Origin of the sequence: Shimia biformata, assembly GCF_016888515.1 — a bacterium.
GTDB lineage: Bacteria > Pseudomonadota > Alphaproteobacteria > Rhodobacterales > Rhodobacteraceae > Shimia_A > Shimia_A biformata.
On record NZ_JAFEJK010000001.1, the window covers coordinates 3,057,683 to 3,078,332 of the forward strand.

Here is a 20,650-nt window from a genome sequence, read left to right on the forward strand (position 1 = left end):
TTGCCAGACCGGATGGCGATCAAAACAGGTGAAACAACAGCCCGTTGCCAAATCGTTTTGTGGATCGCAAATTGGCATTGCAGCGCCACGAAAGGACCCCGGCATGAGTGTGGATATCGTCATCCTGAACGGATCGCTTCTCAGTTTCGACAACACCGGGTCGCAGGTCTCCGCGCTGGCCGTGAAAGACGGCAACATTGCCGCACTTGGCACGGACAGGGAAATCCGCGCCCTTGCCGGGGCAAATACCCGGATCATCGACGCCAAGGGCGGCACGGTCATGCCCGGCTTCATCGACAGCCACGTGCATCTGTTTGGCGGGTCGGCGGAACTCGACATGCTGAACCTGCTTGGCGTTCAGGGCTTTGACGCGCTTTTGGATGCGGTGCGGGCCTATGCGTCTAGCCGGCCCGACGATCCGCTGATCATGTGCGTCAGTGCCGATTACCATGTTCTAGGACCGGGGCGCAGCACCACGCGGCAGGACCTGGACAAGATCCTGCCGGACCGCCCTCTGGCAATGATGGCGGCGGATCACCACACCGTCTGGGCCAATACCGCCGCCCTAGAAAAAGCCGGGCTGCTGCACGGCGGCAAGGTGCCCGAGGGCTCGGAAATCGTGATGGCGGGGGATGGCACCGCGCATGGACAGTTGAACGAAACAGGTGCCTTTGGCCCGGTGCTGAAATTGTCTGCACTGGGGGGCCGCGATCTGTTGGGTTATGTCACCGGTGCCGATCCAGAGCCGCCCGCCACCGCAGCGGAGCGGGCTTTTGACAAGGAGGTGATCCTGCGCGGGCTGCACCATTGCGTGTCACACGGGATCACCGGGCTGCACAATATGGATGGCAACTATTACCAGCTGGAACTGTTGTCCGAACTAGAGGCCGAAGGCCGCCTGCCCGCCCGCGTGCAGGTGCCGATGCATCTGAAGAATTTCGACCCACTCGACCGGCTGGCCGAGGCGCAGGACATGACGCGGCGCTTCAATTCCGACATGGTCTGGTCGGGCCGGGTCAAGATGTTCATGGACGGGGTTCTGGACAGCTATACCGCACTGATGCTGTCGCCCTATCCGGGCGCGCCCGACACCTGTGGCGACGCCGTATTCGAGACCGACCAATTCAACGAAGCCTGCATTCGCGCCGATGCGATGGGTCTGCAGATCAGCGTCCATGCCATCGGAGACGGGGCGGTGCGGCGCACGTTGGACGGGTATGAGGCGGCGAAAGAGGCCAACGGCAAACGCGACGCCCGCCACCGGATTGAGCATATCGAAGTGATCGACCCCGCCGACCTGCCACGCGTGGCGCAGCTGGGCGTCGTGGCGTCGCTGCAACCGCTGCACTCGCCTGCGGGCGGGCTGTTCCCCGCCTATCCTGCGGGCGACGTCTTGCGCGAGGACCAGATCGCCAATGCCTTCGGCTGGCGCGCTCTGCGGGACAGCGGCGCGCGAGTCTGTTTCTCGACCGATTGGCCGGTGGTGCCGGTCGATACGATGATGACAGTGGCCGGCGCGGTCAATTGCGCCGATCTGCCCGCGCCGTGGGTCGACAACCGCCAGACCCTGTTGGAAACCCTGTCGTCCTATACCCACGACAACGCCTGGGTCGAGTTCAACGAGCATCGCAAGGGCAAGCTGGCGCAGGGATACATGGCCGATATCTGCGTCATGGACCGGGATCTTTTTGCAACCCCGCCCGAGGACCTGGCCAAGGCACGCGCATCTGTCACGATCTGCGGTGGCAACGTAACCTATGGCGCAGCCTGAGCGCCATCGGCCACGACACGTATCGCGGCGATCACCACGTCCAGCGCGGTATGCAGATCGGCGTCGGAAATGGTCATCGGCGGTGACAGGGTCAGGACGCAGCCCTGGCTGATCTTGAAACTGACCCCGCCATCAAGACAGGTGTAATAAACCTGCTCCGCCAAGGCATTGCCCGGCCTTCTTGATGTGCGGTCGGTCACGATCTCGACCCCGAACAGCGCGCCGCGACCGCGAATATCACCGACAATCGGCACTGATGCGAGCTGTTCCTGAAGCCGCTCCATTGCGATCCGGCCAATCTCGGCCGCGCGTTCGACCAGCCCCTCGTCCTCGATCACCTTCAACGTGGCCAGGGCCGCCGCCGCCGTGACAGGGTTCTTTTCATGGGTGTAATGGCCAATGGCGAAGTCGCCGCAGACATCCAGATCGCGCCGCGCAACCACCGCCGCGATGGGCAGGATGCCTCCGCCCAGCGCCTTGCCGAGCGTAACGATATCCGGGATCACCTCATCATGTTCAAAGGCAAACATGCGGCCCGTCTTGCCCAGCCCGGTCGGGATCTCGTCCATAATGAGCAGCGTGCCGTGGCGGTTGCAGGCGGCGCGCACGGACTGCCAGAAACCGGGCGGCGGCACATAGGGCACAGCGCGCATCGGCTCGGCAATCACGGCGGCGATATCTCCTTCCCGTTCAAGCACATAGTCGACCATCTTCGCGCAGGCCAAAGCACAGTTTTCCGGCCCCGGATGCCCATAGGGACAGCGGTAACAGGCAAAAGGCGCGACATGCTCTGCCCCCGGCAACAGGGGTCCGGCGATATGGCTGCGGAACGTCGCCTCTCCCCCGACCGAGGCCGCGCCGAACCCGGCACCGTGGAAAGCGTCCCAGAACGACAGGGTCTTGAACCGGCCGGTCGCGGCCCGCGCGATTTTGAGGGCCACTTCGTTGGCATCGGACCCGCCCGTGGTGAACAGAACCTTGTTCAGGTCACCGGGCGCGATGGTGGCCAGTTTCTCGGCCAAAGCCACAGCGGGTTCGTTGGTGAAACGGCGCGGGGCAAAGGGCAGCGCGTCAAGCTGATCCTTGATCGCCGCCACCACGCGCGGATGGCCATAGCCGACGTGATGTACCGAATTGCCATGAAAATCCATATAGCGGCGGCCATCCAGATCCTCGATCCAGATGCCTTCGGCGCGGGCAATGGTGCTGACGCAGGGTGAGGACAGGCTTTGGTGCAGGAAGGCGGCGCTGTCCCGGTCCAGCAGCGGTGCAGAGCGCGGCCCGATCCGGGCCTCTTGCCAGTCTCGCCGCGTGTCCGACGTGTTGGATTCTCCCTCGGTATGAACGATCTCGCGTGTCATGCCCCCGGCCAGGGCAACGAGTAGGTCTTGACGTTGGTAAAGAACTTCATCGCCTCCTGAACGCCTTCCTTCACGCCATTGCCGCTGTCCTTGATACCGCCAAAGGGCGACATCTCAATCCGATAGCCGGGCTGCTCCCAGATGTTGCATGTGCCGACATCCAGCCCGTTGATATAGGCGATGGCGCGGTTCAGGTCGTTGGTGCAGACCCCCGACGAAAGGCCAAACGGCGTGGCATTTGAGATGCGCATGACCTCGGCGTCATCATCCGGCACCCGCACAATGGGCACGATCGGTCCAAAGGTTTCCTCCATCACCAGATCGCTGCCATGGGGAACGTGATCGACCACGATCGGAGGCAGAAGCGCCCCCTGCCGACCGGGGTGATAGAGGATTTTTGCACCCTGTTTCTCGGCCTCGAACACGCGCTGTTCAAACAGCTCCGCCGCCTGCTCATGGATCACGCAGCCCAGCTGGGTCTTTGGATCCATCGGATCGCCATGTTTCAGCGCGCGGGCCTTTTCCAGCACCAAGGGCACAAAACGATCCGCGATGCTCTCCTGCACGAGGATGCGTTTCACCGCCGTGCAGCGCTGGCCGGAATTGCCGGTGGCCCCTGCGACGGCAATTGTGGCGGCCTTGTCGAGATCAGCGTCATCAAGGTCATTCAGAACGATCAGGGGATCATTGCCGCCAAGCTCCAGCGCCACGCGTTTGTAGCCCGCCTTGGACGCGATCAGCTTGCCCACCGGCACGCCGCCGGTGAAAGTGATGATGTCGATATGCTCGTTCACCATCATTTCCTCACCGATGTCCTTCGGCCAGCCGGTGACGATCTGGAACATCTCGGGCGGCAACCCGGCCTCGTAAAGGATGTCTGCCAGCGCAATCGCGGTCAGCGGGGTCAGTTCGGTCGGTTTGCAGACCATGCAGTTATTCGTGGCCACCGATGGCGCGATCTTGTGGGCGACCATGTTCAGCGGGTGATTGAACGGCGTGATTGCGGAAATCGCGCGGACAGGCTCGCGCTTGGTGTAGATCTTGCGCTCTTTCCCATTGTGGGTCAGGTCGCAGGAAAAGATCTGCCCGTCATCGACCATCGCCATCTGCGCGGCAAAGCCAAAGACATCCTGCGCGCGTTTGGTCTCATAGATCGCGTGCTGGTGGCAGATGCCCAGTTCCAGCACCAGCCATTTGGCCAGCCAGTCGCGTTTCTGGCCAATCAGTTCCCCGGCGCGGGTCAGGATTTGCGCGCGCTCATACCGGCTGAGGGTCGGTTTGTAACCCGCCGCGATCTTGAACGCCCTGCGCGCATGAGATGCATCGCCTGCCGGGACCGTGCCGACAACCTCATTCGTGAAAGGGTAGCGCACCTCGATCACGGCATCGGTGAACACCTGTTCGCCCCCGATGCGCATCCCCTCATGGCGAAGTTCGATCATGTCCCCGGCCCCATCCATGCTCATTGCGCGGCAGCCAACGTCGCAAAGAAGAAGGCGTCGAAATTGCGCAGGACCGCCGGGTCGTCCGGCAGGTCGATCTTGCGGTTGACGATGAAGGGCACGACCTGCTCGGTCAACCCACCGTGGCTGCGCAGGGGTTCTTTCAACGCCGCAAGGTCATGCCGGTCCGCAGAAGTGCCGATGGTCATGTTCTCGCCCGAGACAAGGACGATGTCCCCGATCCGGTCGCCGGGCAGTTCAAACTCGGCGATGGCCTGTTCCTTGGTCAGAACATGGGTGATCCCATCCGTTGCCGCCAGTTTCGCGATGATGTCGTCCCGGTCTGCCCCTTCCGGCAAATAGCACGTGGCAAAAGAGCCAAGCGCGCCATGGTGAACCACGTAAGGGTCGGTGATCGGCAGGATCACCCGCGCCGCGCCTTTGCCCAGCCAGTTGTCCATCAGATCCTGCACATAGACAACCGCGGGCGAACCATCGGCGTTATGTTTCGGCTTCATACCGTGATCCGCGGTCACCACGATGGCCGCGCCCAGCGCGTCAAGCTCGCCAAGATAGCGGTCGAACATGGCGTAGAAATCCAGCGCGCCCTGCTGGTCGGGGGCAAACTTGTGCTGGATGTAGTCGGTGGTCGACAGATACATGACATCCGGCTTGAATTCCTTGAGAAGCTTCACGCCGGCGGCAAAGACGAACTCGCTCAGTTCGGCCGAATAGACCTCGGGCACGTCCATGCCCAGCCACTGGGAGGCGTTGTCGATCCCGTGTTCCGCCAATGTCGTTTCGCCCGACCGTTCCGAAGAAAACGCAATGGCGCGGTCTTCGTCAAATTTCAGACCCGAGCCCAGCAGCGCGCGCAGCTTGTCCTTGGCGGTGACCATGGCGACCCGAAATCCGGCGTCGTAGAATTGCGAGAAGATCGTCGGTGCGCGCAGGAAGCGCACGTCGTTCATCATCACCTCTTCGCCCGAGTCCGGGTCGATCAGGTAGTTGCCGCAGATTCCATGCACGATCGGCGGGCGCCCGGTGGCAATTGACAGGTTATTGGGGTTGGTAAATGAGGGGATCACCGAATGGGCCAGCCGATCTGTCCCGGTCTCGCGGATGCGTTTCAGATGCGGCATCAGCCCTTTCGCAATGGCGACATCAAGGTATTCCGGTTCGCACCCGTCAAGACAGATCGCCACGGCGGGCACTTTCGGGGCCGGGTACACGCGTTCATTCGCTTCGACCGGGGTCTGGAGTGTCATGTCTTTTCCTTGTCTCGTATCAGTGTCTTGTCAGGAGTTTTGTTCAGGGCTCAGGCGGCCAGCTTGGAGCGTTCGCGGATCGCGGCCTCGGGCGGTGCCGTGTTGGTCACGCCCATTTCGGACAGGGTTTCGCCAGTCGCGTCAACCACTTGCCGCATCACATGGGCGTCCATATGGCCGATACAGCCAATGCGGAAACTGTCCACCACGGTCAGCTTGCCGGGATAGATGATGAAATTGCGGGCCTTCATGCGCGCATAAAAACTGTCGAAGGCAAACTTCGGGTCGTCCGGGCAGAAGAAGGTTACGATGATCGGGCTCAGCCAGCGATCCCGCAAAAGGGTCTCAAGACCCAACCCGCGCATGCCTGCAACCAGCGTGTCCCGGTTCTCGGCATAGCGCGCGCCGCGCCCGGCAACGCCGCCCTCGGCGTGATGCTGGTTCAGCGCCTCCAGGAAGGCGGCGACGACATGGGTCGGCGGGGTAAAACGCCACTGGCCGGTCTTTTCCATATGCGCCCATTGGTCATGCAGGTCCAGCGACAGGGAAGAACTGTTGCCTACGGCCTGTTCCAGCGCTTCCTTTCTGGCGATGACAAAGCCAAACCCGGGCACACCCTCGATACATTTGTTGGCCGAGGACACCAGCGCTTCAAACGGGATTTCGTCGGGCCTGAGGTCAATTGCGCCAAAGGCCGACATGCTGTCGATCAACAGCTTGCGGCCTGCGGCCTGCACTGCGTCGGCGACTTCGGAGATGGGATTCAGGATACCCGAACTGGTTTCGCAGTGGACTGCAACGACATGGCTGATGGCCGGGTCGCGGGACAAAAGATCGGCCACCTCGTCCCCGCGCGGCGGCAGGTAGTCGCCCTTATCCAGAACCACGTGATCGCGGCCCAATTGTTGAAGCGTTCTGGCCGCGCGCAGGCCATAGGCCCCGTTTGACAGAACGAGCACCTTGTCCCCCCGCGCCGTCAGGGAGCCAAGCATCGCCTCGACCGCGAATGTGCCGCTGCCCTGCATCGGCACGCAATCAAAGCCGTCACGCGCTGGTCCGAGCATCTCAAGAAGCCGCGCGCGCATCGTTGCGGTCATGGCGCGGAAGTCGCCATCCCAGCTGCCCCAGTCGCGCAGCATTGCTTCTTTGGTGCGGAACGAGGTCGTCAGCGGCCCCGGGGTCAGAAGATACGGCTCTCCCAACCGTGGCAATGGCAGTCTGGGGCGAATCTGGTTCATGGCGGAACTCTTTTTCAAAGACAGGTTCCTTTTGCCAAAGGTGCTGATATACGAAAAATTGAAAAAAGCAATCAATGCATAGGAATTTCTTATATTGCGAGGTCACCCATGCGGCACAGTCAACTGAAGGCGTTTCACAACGTCGCTACTCTTGGTGGGTTTTCCAGGGCGGCCGAGGCGATGGGCCTGACGCAGCCCGCGATCTCGGAACAGGTAAAGACGCTTGAAACCGAGAACGACGTCCTGCTGTTTGCCCGCAAAGGCCGACAGATTGCACTGACGGCGGCGGGCGAAGACCTGTTCCTGCTGACCAAACGCTATTTCGAAACCGAGGCGCAGATCGCCGAATACCTGTCAGCCTGGGGTCATGCGGTTTCGGGTGAGTTGCGGATTGTGGCCGACAGTGCCCAGCACGTCACTGACCTTCTGGCCGCCTTTCGCGCCCGCCACCCCGAAGTCAGGATCACATTGCGGGCCGGCAATACCGAAGATGTGCTTGAAGAACTGCGCAACTACAACGCCGAGATCGGCGTCGTCGGCAGCCTGCCGCAAGCCCGCGACCTGACGGCAATGGCCATCGGGTCAAGCCCGATCACAGGCTTTGCCCGCCGGGGGCTGGTTGCGGGCGGCGCGGCGGGAATGACGCTGGCCGAGTTCGCGCAATACCCGCTGATCTTCCGGGAAGAGAAATCGCGCACCCGCCAGCAGGTAGCGGACGCGGCGCAAGACCTTGGCGTGACACTGGCCCCCTCAATCGTTGCCGAAGGGCGCGAGGCGGTTCGCGCCATCGTTCTCGCGGGAAGCGGCATAGGGTTCGTGAGCGAGGCCGAGTTTAGCGCAGACGACAGGCTTGAGAAAATTCCGATACTGGATCTCGACATGCAGATGCCGGAATCTATCGTTCACCTGACCCAGCGCCGTGGCGTCCGTGTCGTGCGCGCCTTCATGGAGCTGGCCGCACGGCAAGCACGCGCCTTGGCCGCTATGAAACCCTAGCTGCACTCGCGCGGGGGCCGGGTCAGAGAAAGCGACCCAGCAGGGCGCGGAACACGTCGACCAGTTCCTCGTGCGATTTGCGCGGCTGTTCCATCTGCCCACGCATCAAATGCTGGAACGCGCCGTCCAGCATCGCATAGGGCATGTCGATTTTTTCGGGCAAGTCGTGCCCCGCCTTGAGATAGGCCGTGCGAACCAACCCCATGAGGTTGGCCTCGATCTCGGCGACCACCGGGCGGAATGTCTCGTCGAACATGGCCTGTGTGCGGATGTCATACCACAGACGATGAGTCATGTGGTCATCAAAGATCGACTCGACCAGCGCGCGGGAAAAGACCTCGATCACCTGATCGCGCCCATCGGCCGTTTCCAGCGCTTCCGCGATAGTGCGCACGAAGGTCTGCTTGTAGACAGAGACGCAATAGATGATCAGATCGGTGCGATCTTCGAAATAGTAATGCAGCATACCCAGCGACAGATCGCTTCTGTCGGCGATGTCGCGCAATGAGGTGTTGGCATAGCCCAGATCCTTCAGCGCCTCGATTGCACTTTCGGCAATGCGGCGCTTCTTCTCGTCGCGCTTGGCGTTCTTGCGGGCGGCACGCTGTTTGAGCTTTGCAGGCATTTCATTCATTGTCGTTCAATTGGCTTGGTTCGGGGCAAATTGCAATTCATTCCGCCCCGAAACAGAAGATTCAGCCCAAAACCGCATTCATCAGTATGCCCGGCAAGCGGCTGAGTTTCGGCTTGTACTGAAACCTGGTCAGCGCCTTTCCGATCTTGTGCTGCCGGGTGTTGGTGATGAAGAAGGGCGGCTTGGGCATCAGCGAGAACTGCAAGGACAGAAGCCCGCGAGGGAACGGGCGCCAGGGGGCTTGAACCACCGTTCGTTCGGTCTTTTCCAGCATAAAGGCATTATGCACCGTTCCGATGCCCGATCCGACATCCTCCAGCGTGTGACCGGGGAACGCCCCCCAAGGGCAGGTGGCGATCAGGAAGCCAAGGCCACACCAGCCATTGATGCCGATGGTGCCGTATCGCAGTTTCGACAGGATTTCCTCAAACCGCTTCTTGCCGATCGTCCTGATGGTCTTGGGATGGATCAGGATCTGACATCCAAGCGTGCCCCAAAGGTCATCATTGGCATAGGCGATCGCGTTTTCGAGATAGGTGGCCGGATCCGGCGCATCCAGTGCAATTGTCCCCAAGGCGGGGCCGAATACCTCTGTCTGGCAATTCGCCGATCCGCCGGACAGGTCGCTGATGACAAGCGGCGGCGCAATTGTACCCCGGTCGACGGTCTCGACCTTTCCGCCCTGCGCCTTGTGCGTCTCAAGCCGCTGCTCGGCACCGGGATACCAGGCCGGGCGGGTCGAGGTCGCCGCGACTTGTTTCACTGCCTCAAGAAGGCGGTCTGCCTTGTCCCATCCCTTGGGTAAAACAAGCGCCTGCGTTGCAATGCAGTTGTGGCCCGAATTGTGCAGCTTCATCGTGGCGATGTTTTCCGCCTGGAACCGGATGTCGGCGGCACTCCACGGCCCCGGCACCACGATCGTGGGGCTGACCGAGCCGAGTTCCGAGGTGAATCGCTTGGCATTCTTCGGCGTGCCCGCCTTGCGGTTCTTTTCGCCCTCTTCCCCGACACCCCAGACAATCGCGTCATGGGTGGTTTCGGCCCCGGTGATGTGAAGTTCCTCGACAGTCGGGTGGTCGCAAAGATACGCGCCACCCTTGGCATCCCCCCTGACAATGCGCAGGAAGCCCTCGTCGACAAAGGACTTCATCGCAACCTTGTAATAATCGGTCAGATAGTCGTTGACCGGATTCATCTTGAGGATCACCACCTGGTTTTCCAGGATCAGTTTCTGCAACACGTCCAGAGGCGTGATCGCATTGATGTTGCCCGCCCCCAGAACCAGCGCGACCTTGCCGGTCCGCTGGGCTTCGGGAATGTCATAGGCGGTCGCAGCGTTTGCTTTCAGGTTGGCCTTTGTCACGCCATCCTGCATCCAGACCTCGGCCTTGACGCCTGACATCAAGAGGTGATCCCAGATCGAATGCGGCAACACCTTAACCGCCAGTTGACCGGTTGGCAGCTCGCGTGTGGGCAGGTGGTCAATGAAGGACTTGCCGTCCATCTGCGACAGGGTCGAGATCAGGCTGTTGCAGGCGGACATGCAGGCATAAGGCCCGGCAATCCATTCCTCGCCCGCGACGGGTGTCCCGGGTTTCAGCCCCTTCTTGCGGGCGGCTTCCTCGGCCCAGCCTTTTGCGACGGTCATAACCCCGTCTTTCATCCCCTTCAGCAAGCGGATGCGATCCGCGACAGGCAGCTGCGCCCAGCGGTCCTTGTTGGCATCAAGTTCCGCCAGTGCGGTCTCATACTGTTCGAAAAGGGCGTCCTGCCCGGACAGGGTCAGCTGTGCAGCATCAAGCATCCACCGTCCCCCTTTCAATCAAGGTGTTGCCGAAGGCCTCGCGCAGCTGGTTCTTCAACATTTTCCCGGTGGCATTGAGCGGAATGGCATCGGTAAAGACCACGGCGTCCGGCACCTGCCATTTGGCGACCTTGCCGTCGAACAGGGCCAGGATTTCCTCCTCGGTCGGATCGGCACCCTCTGCCTTGACCGCGATGATGATCGGTCGCTCGTCCCATTTCGGATGCACCGCGCCGATGGCGGCAGCCATGGCGACACCGGGATGCGCCACAGCGATGCCTTCCAGGTCGACCGAGGAAATCCACTCGCCCCCGGACTTGATGATGTCCTTGGTGCGGTCGCGGATAACCATGAATCCGTCTGCATCAATGGTCGAGACGTCGCCCGTGTCGAACCAGCCGTCATCCGTCAGCGCCGTGGCATCCTTGCCGAAATAGGTATCGACGACCCAATGGCCGCGCACCTGCAGCGCGCCCTCGGTCTTGCCGTCATGGCGCAGCACGTGGCCCGTGTCATCGACGATACGCAGGTCGATCCCAAAAGGCGGCCGCCCCTGACCTTCCCGCAGCAGCGCCAGCGCATCGGCCTCCAGGTCTGCATGCTTGCCCTTCGGCTGATTGGCAGTGCCCAGGGGTGAAGTTTCGGTCATGCCCCAGGCATGGATCGTGTCGCAGCCGAAATCATCCCGGAAGCTGGCGATCATCGACGGTGCGGCGGCGGATCCGCCAATCACGTTGCGTTTGAGGCTGTCCATCTTCGAGCCCGATTTCTTCGCCGCCGCAATCAGCATCATCCAGATCGTCGGCACACCCAGCGCCAGCGTCACCTTCTGGCCGTCGATCAACCCCAGAAGGCTGTCGCCATCCAGCATCGGGCCCGGCATCACCAGTTTCGCCCCGGTCATCGCCGCCGCGTAAGGGATGCCCCAGGCATTGGCGTGGAACATCGGCACCACCGGCAGGATCACTTCCGACGCCGACAGGCTCAGCGCATCCGGCAGGCTGATCGCAAATGTGTGCATCATGGTCGAGCGGTTGGTATAGAGAACGCCCTTGGGATTGCCCGTGGTGCCCGAGGTATAGCAAAGCGAACAGGGGCTATCCTCGGCGAACTGCGGCCAGACATAATCCTCTGCCCCGGTCTCGACCAGTTCGTCAAAGAACACCGCCTCGGGCAGCGCGGCAAGGACATCTTCGTCTCGCGGACCCATGAAAATGAAATGCTCGATCGTCTTGAGGTGGTCCTTGGTGCCGGTGATGAGCGGCATGAAAGTCTTGTCGAAGAAGATCGCTTTGTCTGAGGCATCGTTGCAGATGAAGATGAACTGCTGCGGCGCAAGGCGCGGGTTCAGCGTATGGCAGACCTTGCCCGCACCGGATACCGCGAACCAGATCTTCAGATGGCGGTGGTTGTTCCAGGCAAGCGTGGCAACCCTGTCCCCCATCTCAAGGCCCAGCGCGTCAAGCGCCGAGGCCAGCTTGCGCGACTGTTCCGCCACCTCTCCCCAATTGGTCATGTGCAATTCGCCGCTGGTCTCGCGGCTGACGATCTCGGTGTCGGTATGGTATTTCCCGGCATGAACGATCAGATCGCTTATCAACAGTTCCTTGCGCATCATCGAACCCAGCATGGGCAGTCTCCCTTAATCTAGAAAATCGTCCGGCCCGCCCGCTGCGGGCGCGGAAAAGTGTTTACTCAGCGGCGGCACGGACGCTGCCGTGTTCAGCCTTGATCATGTCGGCGCATTTCTCGCCGATCATGATCGTTGGCGCGTTGGTGTTGCCTGACACCAGAAGCGGCATGATCGAGGCATCCGCCACGCGCAACCCTTCCAGGCCGCGCACTTTCAGGTCAGGTGTCACGACGGCCATGTCATCACTTTCGACGCCCATTTTGCAGGTGCCGACCGGGTGATAGACCGTGTCCGACCGGGCACGGATGTGCTGTTCCCATTCCTGGTCGGTCATGTTGTCATGCACGCCGAACAGCTCTTTGTGGATGTATTTCTTCATCGCCGGAGCGTTCAGGATCTCGCGGGTTTTCTTGGCCCCCTTGATCAACGTCTCAAGGTCGCGGTCATCGGACAGGAATTTCGGGTCGATTCCCGGCGCATCGCTTGGATCGGCCGAGTTCAGGAACACCTCGCCGCGCGAATGGGGCCGCAAGACGCAGACGTGGCAGGAATAGCCATGGCCGAGATGCAGCTTGCGGGCGTGGTCGTCGACGATCGAGATCACGAAATGGGTCTGCACGTCGGGGCGATTCAGAGACGGGTCGGTCTTGAAGAAGCTGCCCGCCTCGGCAATGGTCGATGCGACCATCGAATTGCCGTCCTTGCGCCACTTGAATATCTCGCCCATCAGCTTGACCGAGGCCCGCAGCCCAATCCCGATATTGTCGGTATCCTTGGTCTTGTAGGCCATGATGAAGTCGATGTGGTCCTGAAGGTTCTGACCGACCCCTTGCAGGTCATGCACCATCTGGATGCCATGCGCCTTAAGGTCCTGCGACCGCCCGACCCCCGACAGCATCAACAACTGCGGCGACTGGAATGCCCCCGACGACAGGATGACCTCTTTGTCAGCTCGGACCTCGTGGGGCTTCTTCCCGACCAGATACTGCACCCCGACGGCGCGTTTGCCGTCGAAGATGATCTTTGAGGCGCGGGCACGGGTGATGACGGTCAGGTTCGGGCGCTTGCCCATGACCGGATGCAGATAGCCCGCCGCCGCCGAGCAGCGTTCGCCGTTTTTCTCGGGGCTGTGGAATTGACTGCATTGATAGAGGCTTGCCCCCTCATTGTCGCCAGTATTGAAATCGGCGGTTTCGCGGATCTGAACCTGCGTGTTGGCCTCGACAAAAGCTTTCGAAATCGGGCGTGGTGCCTTCTGGTCCGAGACATGCAAGGGTCCGCTGTCCCCGTGATATTCATCCGCGCCATTGACGTTGTTTTCGGCCTTCTTGAAATAGGGCAGCACATCGTCCCAGCTCCATCCGTCACAGCCCAGCTCGGCCCAGCTGTCATAGTCTTCTTTCTGGCCGCGGATATACAACATGGCGTTGATCGCGCTTGATCCACCCAGCGCCTTGCCGCGCGGCTGATAGCCCATGCGCCCGTTCAGACCCGGCTGCGGCACCGTCTTGAAGGCCCAGTTGTTGATCTTGCCATAGCCCGGCAACATCGCCACAACACCCAGAGGTGCCCGGATCAGAATATCCTTGCCCTGCCCTCCGGCCTCAAGAAGACAGACCCTGACGTTCGGATCTTCGCTCAGTCGCGCCGCTATTGTCGCTCCGGCCGAACCGCCGCCCACGACTACGAAATCAAATGACATTCGGAACTCCCCCCATTTTGTGCGGGCAACGCGCGTCTCTGACGCCGTAGCACACGTCCGTCTATTGTCTCACGATATTCACTGAACCGCCCACGTTTGCGATCTGCGACAACCAGACCCGCGCCGCCATCAGACCCTGATCGCGCCCAAGTCGTGCGGCTTCAAAACCTCGTCCCGCCACGAAGTTACCTAACCCCGCCGACGTGCCAGAGATGCCAGTTGTGGCTGATTTTGTGTTCACGGTCTCCTCCCATGTCGCCGCAGGATTCGGCGTCGCGCAGGTTTATTGCTTTGTTTTCAAACAATAATACCCTGCCACATTGACACCAGCCAGGCGGGACATTTTCATTAATCAAAAAATTAAAACATCTGTCCAGATTTTTTATCCAAAAAATATTAGTAAGGTCTCGCCCATAGCGATTTCTGGCGGCATGAAATCAGGCAAAGCGCCTTAGGCTAAGGCATAGAGATCAATCCGCACCGATTGACGCATCCGGGCGCCGACGCCGACAAACAACGTCCTGTTGACCCAATCATAGCGCGCGTCCCCTGTTTCCAGACGCGCCTGGGTCCGCATGTAGTAACTGGCAGGATCAACCTCATCGCCACGCGACACCGCCTCGATCACGTTGGGCGGTCCGTGGCGGAACCCGAAATTCACGATCTCGATGGTCGCGCCGTCGTGGGTCTCCATCGCATAGCGCGTATCCAGTTGGGCCAATCCGTCCGCATGGACCGTCTGCCAATCCGCCCCCAGGTTCAGGATTCGCCCCGACAGGCGCGGCCCCGCAACCGTGCCGCCAATGATCGGGATAATGCGCCGATGCCCACCGCGGCCCTGCCCCAACTCCCGGATCGGATCCAGATCGACAAGAAGTGTGCAAGTGAAGGTCAACGTGGGTTTCGGCAAGTCCATGGCCAAGGCTCCTTTTCCATTTCAGCTTTTCGGCAACCCATTGAGTTGCCGCGATTACTCCAGTCAAGAGGCGCTAATCGTTCAGCGCCCGAGAGCGCGTCATGTCACTCGAACTCACTTAACTTCAATTTTGCTTTCCGGCATAACCATTATGCTGTATATCCATTTTCAACGGAGGAGCAAAATGGTCGATTTCAACGCCGTCAAAGCCATTGATTTCCACACCCATGCGGAAGAACCGTGCAATCACGGACGCGACGATGGGTATAATGAATTTCAGGCGGGAATGGCTGCCTATTTCAAGAACCCGGCCGGGGCCGAGGGCATGTTGCCCACGGTTCAGGATACCGCCGCCTATTACCGCGAACGCAATATTGCGGCCGTGATCTTCCCGGTCGATGCCGAACGGGAAACCGGGTTCAAGCGCTATTCAAACGAAGAAGTCGCCCGGATCTGCGCTGAAAACGACGACATCCTGATCCCGTTTGCCTCGATCGACCCGCACAAGGGCAAGGCCGGGGCCCGCGAGGTGCGCCGCCTGGTGCGGGAGTTCGGCGTGCGTGGTTTCAAGTTCCACCCGACAATGCAGGGGTTTTTCCCCAATGACCGCGAGGCCTGTTATACCGTATTGGAAGCCTGCGCCGAGGAGGGTGTCATAACCCTGTTCCACACTGGTCAGACCGGCGTCGGTTCGGGGATGCGCGGCGGCATGGGGATGCGATTGAAATACTCAAACCCGATGCATCTGGATGACGTGGCGGTGGATTTTCCCGACATGCCGATCATCCTTGCGCACCCGTCCTTCCCCTGGACCGAGGAAGGGCTGGCCGTGGCCCAGCACAAGCCCAATGTCTATTACGACATGAGCGGCTGGAGCCCGAAATACTTCCCCGAGACCTTCATCCGCTATGCCAACTCGATCCTGAAACGGAAGATGCTGTTTGGCTCGGACTGGCCCGCGATCACACCCGACCGCTGGCTCGCCGATTTCGAGGCAGCGCCGTTCAAGGACGAGGTCCGGCCGCTGATTTTGAAAGAAAACGCGCTGCGGTTGTTGGGGCAGAAGGACAGCTGAGCAGGGAACGGGCAAGCGAAGTTTGGCGTCCGGTGTTGGCAGTCGGTCCGCGCCACTATTGGAAATGCCGGGCCGCGACCGCGATGCCATTTGCCCATGTCGAAACCGCCTGCCCTGCACAATTGGACACCTCACCCGAGATACCAGGTCTGGCCTCATGGCTGCAAATCGGCTTTACACAATGTCAGAGAAACCTTCCAGCACCACCAACAGGCACGCCGAGACAGGCGACAAAAGGAATAAACCATGACCAACCCGGTGATCATTGCAGGCGGCGGTATCGGAGGCCTGACACTTGCCCTGACGCTGCACCAGATCGGGGTTCCCTGCCGGGTTCTGGAAGCGTCGGAAGAAATGCGCCCGCTGGGTGTTGGCATCAATATCCAGCCCAACGCCATCCGAGAGCTTTTCGATCTTGGCATCACCACTGACGATCTCGACCGGGTCGGCGTGCAGGCCCGCGAATGGGCGCTTGTGGGGCTGAACGGCAAGGAAGTCTATGCCGAACCGCGCGGGCTTGAGGCGGGGTATCACTGGCCGCAATACGCTGTCCACCGGGGCGAAATGCACATGCTGCTCTTTCGCAAGGTGCAGGAGCGGCTTGGCACCGACGCGGTGCAACTTGGTACGCGTGTCACCGGGTATGACATCACGGCGGACGGTGTCACCGTCCAAACCACCCGCACCGATGGTCGCAGGACCGCTTTGTCCGCGCCGATTTTGATCGGGGCGGATGGTATTCATTCCGCCGTGCGCGCCCAGATGCACCCCAACCAACCTCCGATTCACTGGGGCGGCGCGATCATGTGGCGCGGGACCGTGCGCGCCAAGCCCCTGCGCACGGGGTCGTCCTTTGTCGGTCTTGGCACCCATCGGCACCGCATGGTGATCTATCCGATCTCGGCCCCGGATGCCGATGGCAAGGCGCTGATCAACTGGATTGCCGAGGTGACCATGGACGGCTCTGACGGCTGGCAGCAGGACGGCTGGTTCCGCCCGGTCGACCTGTCAGAGTTCGTGCATCACTTCGACGACTTCCGGTATGATTGGCTGGACGTGCCCTCCATGCTGCACCAGGCCGACTGCGCCTATGAGAATCCGATGATCGACCGCGACCCGGTGGACAGCTGGGTCGATGGCCCGGTCGCCCTGCTGGGAGACGCGGCCCACGCAATGTATCCAACCGGGTCGAATGGAGCGAGTCAGGCCATCATCGACGCCCGTGTCCTGGGGGCCAAGATGGTGGCGAACGGGGTGACGCCCAAGGCGCTTGCCGCCTATGACTCGGAGCTTTGCGGCCCGGTTTCCGAATTGGTCCTGCGCAACCGTGGCGCCGGGCCATTTGGTCTCTTGAATCTGCTCGACGAACGCTGCGGCGGTGTGTTTGACACGATTGAGGATGTCATTCCGGCGGATGAGCGCCACGACTTCATGGCGAAATACAAGGCCGCAGCGGGGTTCGCGATGGACAGGCTCAACGTCGCCCCGCCGACAATCCCCGAAGGCGCAATCGTGCGCTGACAGCCGCCCGCGACAAGACCTCTGACAGTTCATCAACCGTCGCGATGATTTCACTGCCCCGGAACCGTTTGGTTCCGGGCGGCATAGCTGCGTGTGGATCAACGAAACGCACGGCACGCGACCGTGAACACACGGTGCAACCATAGAGATTCGGTGCGCTGATCGCTTGGGCAACGGCAATACCGGATACACGCCCCCACCCTCCGAAAAATCCGCCAAACGCAATTTACCATTAATTTACAGCGCACTGGCGAGTGTTTCGCTTGGGCGGGCAATGCGTGTTTTTCGTCTAAAAAATTTTATATTGGATTTTGGATACAATTTGACCTAAGCAATTCTCATCGTTTGTTTGGGAGGAAAACATGCTCAAGACACTGGCCGCAGCTGCGGCATTCACCACACTGACCGTCGTACCTGCGATTGCGGACACGTTGGATGACGTCGTCGATCGCGGCACCCTGCGCTGTGGGGTCGTTCTGGATTTCCCGCCGATCGGATACCGGGACGCCAACAATGAACCCGCCGGCTTCGACGTGGATTACTGCAACGATCTTGCCGCCGCGCTCGAGGTCGAGGCCGAAGTGCTGCCGGTCACATGGGCGGAACGCCTGCCGGTGATCGTGACCGGCCGCGCCGACGTCGTGTTTGGCGCAACCTCGGACAGCCTGGCCCGCGCGCGCACCGTCGGCTTCACCATTCCCTACGCGATTTACTACGCTCAGGGCGTGGTCAACAAAGACAGCGGCATCGAAAGCTTCGAGGACATCCGCGGCAAGCGCGTGGCAGCGGCAATCGGCACCGTGCCGGAGCAGGAATGGCTGAAGATCGCTGCCGAATGGGGCGAGGAAGGCAACTATCAGGGCTACCAGTCCGAGAACGAGGTGTTCCTTGCCGTTGCGCAGGGCAAGGCGGATATTGGCATCACGACCAACACAGCCGTTCTGCCCATCACCCAGCAATATGACACGGTGGTTGCCGGACCGCGTATGCCATGGACCACCGACTATACCTCGGTCGTAGGCAAGCGCGAGGACGTGACCTGGCTGAATTACCTCAACCTGTTTGTCACCCATCAGGTGCGCTCGGGCCGCTATGCCGAGCTTTGGGGCAAATATGTCGGCGGCAACGCCCCTGAACTGCGCATCCCCGGTGTGATGTACTGATCCACCCCTTTTGGAACCAATCCCGGCCCGTCATGCGGGCTGGGACCTGGGGACCTGATCTCATGTTTGACTACAATTTTCACTGGCGCCCGGTGATGAGAAGCCTGCCGGACCTGATCGACGCAGCCTTTCTGACCTTGCAGGTCGCGGTTCTGGCAATGATCCTGGGGATCGTGATCGGGCTGTGCCTTGCGCTTATCCGCCTGCACAAGACCGGGCCGTTGTTGTGGCTGGCCTCGACCTGGGTCGAGCTGGCCCGCAACACCCCGGCCCTGTTTCAGCTGTTCTTCTTCGGCTTTGGCCTCGGCGCGTTTGGCCTGCACCTGTCGCCCTACATGATCGTGTTGGCAGGCCTGACCTTCAACTGCGCGGGCTATCTGGCCGAGAACTTCCGGGGCGGTTTTCAGGCGGTTCCCGACACACAGGTCCGCGCCGCGCGCAGCCTTGGGATGACCGCCTGGCAGACCTATACGCGGATCGTGATCCCGCAGGTGTTCCGCATCGTCTATCACCCGATCACCAACCAGATGGTCTGGGCCGTGCTGATGTCGTCGCTGGGCATGCTAGTGGGGTTTCGCGAACTGTCTGGCGAAACCCAGTTCTTTGCGTCCCGCACGTTCCGCATCTTCGAATATTTCACCGTCACCGCGGTCATCTACTACGTGATCGTCAAAATCATTCTCGGAGCTTCGCGCCTTCTGGCGATGCGGCTCTTTCGGTACTGAGGAGGCGGCAATGGAACCGACTGTCAGCTTTTTCAGTGGCTTCACGTTGAACGACCTGTGGTTCCTGGGCGAAGCGGCCCTGCGGACCATGTGGATCTCTGCCCTGTCGATCACCATTGGCACCGTTCTGGGCGTGCTTTTCGGCTGGGTGCTTTATGAGGGCAAATGGATCGCGACCCTGACGGTCGCCCCGTTTCTGGACATTTTCCGGTCGGTGCCACTGATCATCCAACTGGTCCTGTTTTACAACTTCGCCCCCATCGTCGGGCTGAATCTGGACCCGTTTGCATCGGGCGTCGTGATCCTGACGATCTACACCGCCGCGCTGGTCGCAAATGTCGCCCGCGGTGGCATGGAAGCGGTCCCGGCACCGATGCGCCGCGCCGCGCGCAGCCTTGGCATGACCTATTGGCAGGACCTGCGTCACGTTGTTCTGCCGATCGGCGGGCGCGCGGTCTTTCCGGCCTGGGTCGGCGTCGCGCTTGGGGTGATGAAGGACAGCGCCCTGGTCTCGGTGCTGGGCTATGTCGAGCTGCTCAAGGCCAGCCAGATCCTGATCACCCGCACCCAGGAACCGTTCCTTATCCTTACCCTCGCGGGCGCCTTCTACTTCGCGCTCAGCTACCCAATTTCGCGCTATGCCGCGACGCTTGAAAGAAAGTGGGCCCAATGATCGAAATTCGTGACCTGCACAAATACTTCGGGGCGTTACACGTGCTGAAGGGGATCAACCTTGACGTCAAGAAAGGGGAAGTCCTGTCAGTCATCGGCGCGTCGGGTTCGGGAAAATCCACCCTGCTCTATTGCATCAACGGGCTTGAGCCGATCCAGCAAGGCCATGTGACCGTGGATGGAACCGACGTTCACGCCCGTGGCACCGACATCAACGGCCTGCGTCAGAAACTGGGCATGGTGTTCCAGCAGTGGAACAGCTTCCCGCACCTGACGGCACTGGAAAACGTCGCGCTGGCCCCACGGATCGTGAAGGGCAAATCCCGCGCCGAGGCAAGCGATATTGCCAGAAAACAGCTGGGCCATGTCGGACTGGGCGAAAAGCTTGACGTTTATCCGTCGGCGCTGTCCGGCGGCCAGCAACAGCGGCTGGCCATCGCGCGTGCGCTTGCGATGGAACCGGAATACATGCTGTTTGACGAGGCGACCTCGGCCCTCGACCCGGAACTAGTTGGCGAAGTGCTGGAAACCATGCGGATGCTGGCCGAGGAAGGCATGACGATGATCTGCGTCACCCATGAAATGGGCTTTGCGCGCGATGTCTCGGACCGTGTCGCCTTCTTCCATCAGGGCGTCATGGAAGAGATCGGCCCCCCGGCCCAGATCTTCGGCGATGCGCAATCCGAACACACCCGAAAATTCCTGGCCAACGTGCGCTGAGCACGCGGG

General features: G+C 60.9%; 17 protein-coding genes. 8 read left to right on the forward strand and 9 right to left on the reverse strand.

What is annotated here, in order from left to right; genetic code table 11:
* Positions 1–103: 103 nt before the first annotated feature.
* On the forward strand, positions 104–1,771 hold the full coding sequence (locus tag JQ863_RS15035; RefSeq protein WP_204114963.1) for an amidohydrolase: 1,668 nt from the start codon (positions 104–106) through the stop codon (positions 1,769–1,771).
* Here JQ863_RS15035 and pbfA read toward each other — a convergent pair.
* The 4 genes from pbfA to JQ863_RS15055 are packed head-to-tail and all read right to left on the reverse strand — an operon-like array spanning position 1,756 to position 7,080.
* Positions 1,756–3,132 (reverse strand): (R)-1-hydroxy-2-aminoethylphosphonate ammonia-lyase, encoded by a 1,377-nt coding sequence (gene pbfA, locus JQ863_RS15040; protein ID WP_239113297.1) that lies wholly within the window; start codon positions 3,130–3,132, stop codon positions 1,756–1,758. The genes JQ863_RS15035 and pbfA overlap by 16 nt on opposite strands.
* Positions 3,129–4,598, reverse strand: coding sequence for a phosphonoacetaldehyde dehydrogenase (gene phnY, locus JQ863_RS15045; RefSeq protein WP_239113298.1), 1,470 nt, complete (start codon positions 4,596–4,598; stop codon positions 3,129–3,131). Before phnY ends, pbfA begins: the two co-directional genes overlap by 4 nt.
* Positions 4,595–5,842, reverse strand: a complete 1,248-nt coding sequence (phnA, locus tag JQ863_RS15050) for a phosphonoacetate hydrolase (RefSeq protein WP_204114964.1) — start codon at positions 5,840–5,842, stop codon at positions 4,595–4,597. Before phnA ends, phnY begins: the two co-directional genes overlap by 4 nt.
* A gap of 50 nt (positions 5,843–5,892) precedes the next feature.
* Positions 5,893–7,080, reverse strand: coding sequence for a 2-aminoethylphosphonate--pyruvate transaminase (locus JQ863_RS15055; RefSeq protein ID WP_204114965.1), 1,188 nt, complete (start codon positions 7,078–7,080; stop codon positions 5,893–5,895).
* Between the two features lie 108 nt (positions 7,081–7,188).
* On the opposite strand from JQ863_RS15055, the gene JQ863_RS15060 reads away from it, so the two are divergent.
* The gene (locus JQ863_RS15060; protein WP_204114966.1) at positions 7,189–8,076 is read left to right on the forward strand and encodes a LysR substrate-binding domain-containing protein; all 888 of its coding nucleotides are present in this window, start codon (positions 7,189–7,191) and stop codon (positions 8,074–8,076) included.
* A 22-nt stretch (positions 8,077–8,098) separates the two neighbouring features.
* On the opposite strand, the gene JQ863_RS15065 is transcribed toward JQ863_RS15060, so the two are convergent.
* From JQ863_RS15065 to JQ863_RS15085, 5 genes are all read right to left on the reverse strand, one after another.
* Positions 8,099–8,710, reverse strand: a complete 612-nt coding sequence (locus JQ863_RS15065; protein WP_204114967.1) for a TetR/AcrR family transcriptional regulator — start codon at positions 8,708–8,710, stop codon at positions 8,099–8,101.
* 61 nt (positions 8,711–8,771) lie between these two features.
* Positions 8,772–10,514 carry an aldehyde dehydrogenase family protein gene (locus JQ863_RS15070; RefSeq protein ID WP_204114968.1) on the reverse strand — a complete coding sequence of 581 codons (1,743 nt, stop codon included), beginning with the start codon at positions 10,512–10,514 and terminating at the stop codon, positions 8,772–8,774.
* Complete coding sequence (locus JQ863_RS15075) at positions 10,507–12,144, reverse strand: long-chain-fatty-acid--CoA ligase (protein WP_204114969.1); 1,638 nt, start codon at positions 12,142–12,144, stop codon at positions 10,507–10,509. The genes JQ863_RS15070 and JQ863_RS15075 overlap by 8 nt, the downstream gene beginning before the upstream one ends.
* Before the next feature lie 61 nt (positions 12,145–12,205).
* Positions 12,206–13,849: a GMC family oxidoreductase gene (locus JQ863_RS15080; RefSeq protein WP_204114970.1), complete on the reverse strand. Its 1,644-nt coding sequence runs from the start codon at positions 13,847–13,849 to the stop codon at positions 12,206–12,208.
* Between the two features lie 451 nt (positions 13,850–14,300).
* The gene (locus JQ863_RS15085; RefSeq protein WP_204114971.1) at positions 14,301–14,765 is read right to left on the reverse strand and encodes a DUF3237 domain-containing protein; all 465 of its coding nucleotides are present in this window, start codon (positions 14,763–14,765) and stop codon (positions 14,301–14,303) included.
* A 184-nt stretch (positions 14,766–14,949) separates the two neighbouring features.
* On the opposite strand from JQ863_RS15085, the gene JQ863_RS15090 reads away from it, so the two are divergent.
* The 6 genes from JQ863_RS15090 (at position 14,950) to JQ863_RS15115 (ending at position 20,641) form a co-directional block, all read left to right on the forward strand.
* Positions 14,950–15,840: an amidohydrolase family protein gene (locus JQ863_RS15090; protein ID WP_204114972.1), complete on the forward strand. Its 891-nt coding sequence runs from the start codon at positions 14,950–14,952 to the stop codon at positions 15,838–15,840.
* A 246-nt stretch (positions 15,841–16,086) separates the two neighbouring features.
* Entirely contained in the window at positions 16,087–17,361 is a 1,275-nt protein-coding gene (locus JQ863_RS15095; RefSeq protein WP_204114973.1) for a flavin-dependent oxidoreductase, read from the forward strand.
* Between the two features lie 362 nt (positions 17,362–17,723).
* Positions 17,724–18,524, forward strand: coding sequence for a transporter substrate-binding domain-containing protein (locus JQ863_RS15100; RefSeq protein WP_204114974.1), 801 nt, complete (start codon positions 17,724–17,726; stop codon positions 18,522–18,524).
* Between the two features lie 62 nt (positions 18,525–18,586).
* Positions 18,587–19,249 carry an amino acid ABC transporter permease gene (locus JQ863_RS15105; RefSeq protein WP_204114975.1) on the forward strand — a complete coding sequence of 221 codons (663 nt, stop codon included), beginning with the start codon at positions 18,587–18,589 and terminating at the stop codon, positions 19,247–19,249.
* 10 nt (positions 19,250–19,259) lie between these two features.
* Complete coding sequence (locus JQ863_RS15110) at positions 19,260–19,922, forward strand: amino acid ABC transporter permease (RefSeq protein WP_204114976.1); 663 nt, start codon at positions 19,260–19,262, stop codon at positions 19,920–19,922.
* Positions 19,919–20,641 carry an amino acid ABC transporter ATP-binding protein gene (locus JQ863_RS15115; RefSeq protein ID WP_204114977.1) on the forward strand — a complete coding sequence of 241 codons (723 nt, stop codon included), beginning with the start codon at positions 19,919–19,921 and terminating at the stop codon, positions 20,639–20,641. Before JQ863_RS15110 ends, JQ863_RS15115 begins: the two co-directional genes overlap by 4 nt.
* Positions 20,642–20,650 lie beyond the last annotated feature (9 nt).

Bases quoted from the DNA above. Each gene is read 5' to 3' on its own strand.
- JQ863_RS15035 (WP_204114963.1), top strand. From the start codon at position 104: ATGAGTGTGGATATCGTCATCCTGAACGGATCGCTTCTCAGTTTCGAC.
- pbfA (WP_239113297.1), bottom strand. From the start codon at position 3,132: ATGACACGCGAGATCGTTCATACCGAGGGAGAATCCAACACGTCGGAC.
- phnY (WP_239113298.1), bottom strand. From the start codon at position 4,598: ATGAGCATGGATGGGGCCGGGGACATGATCGAACTTCGCCATGAGGGG.
- phnA (WP_204114964.1), bottom strand. From the start codon at position 5,842: ATGACACTCCAGACCCCGGTCGAAGCGAATGAACGCGTGTACCCGGCC.
- JQ863_RS15055 (WP_204114965.1), bottom strand. From the start codon at position 7,080: ATGAACCAGATTCGCCCCAGACTGCCATTGCCACGGTTGGGAGAGCCG.
- JQ863_RS15060 (WP_204114966.1), top strand. From the start codon at position 7,189: ATGCGGCACAGTCAACTGAAGGCGTTTCACAACGTCGCTACTCTTGGT.
- JQ863_RS15065 (WP_204114967.1), bottom strand. From the start codon at position 8,710: ATGAATGAAATGCCTGCAAAGCTCAAACAGCGTGCCGCCCGCAAGAAC.
- JQ863_RS15070 (WP_204114968.1), bottom strand. From the start codon at position 10,514: ATGCTTGATGCTGCACAGCTGACCCTGTCCGGGCAGGACGCCCTTTTC.
- JQ863_RS15075 (WP_204114969.1), bottom strand. From the start codon at position 12,144: ATGCTGGGTTCGATGATGCGCAAGGAACTGTTGATAAGCGATCTGATC.
- JQ863_RS15080 (WP_204114970.1), bottom strand. From the start codon at position 13,849: ATGTCATTTGATTTCGTAGTCGTGGGCGGCGGTTCGGCCGGAGCGACA.
- JQ863_RS15085 (WP_204114971.1), bottom strand. From the start codon at position 14,765: ATGGACTTGCCGAAACCCACGTTGACCTTCACTTGCACACTTCTTGTC.
- JQ863_RS15090 (WP_204114972.1), top strand. From the start codon at position 14,950: ATGGTCGATTTCAACGCCGTCAAAGCCATTGATTTCCACACCCATGCG.
- JQ863_RS15095 (WP_204114973.1), top strand. From the start codon at position 16,087: ATGACCAACCCGGTGATCATTGCAGGCGGCGGTATCGGAGGCCTGACA.
- JQ863_RS15100 (WP_204114974.1), top strand. From the start codon at position 17,724: ATGCTCAAGACACTGGCCGCAGCTGCGGCATTCACCACACTGACCGTC.
- JQ863_RS15105 (WP_204114975.1), top strand. From the start codon at position 18,587: ATGTTTGACTACAATTTTCACTGGCGCCCGGTGATGAGAAGCCTGCCG.
- JQ863_RS15110 (WP_204114976.1), top strand. From the start codon at position 19,260: ATGGAACCGACTGTCAGCTTTTTCAGTGGCTTCACGTTGAACGACCTG.
- JQ863_RS15115 (WP_204114977.1), top strand. From the start codon at position 19,919: ATGATCGAAATTCGTGACCTGCACAAATACTTCGGGGCGTTACACGTG.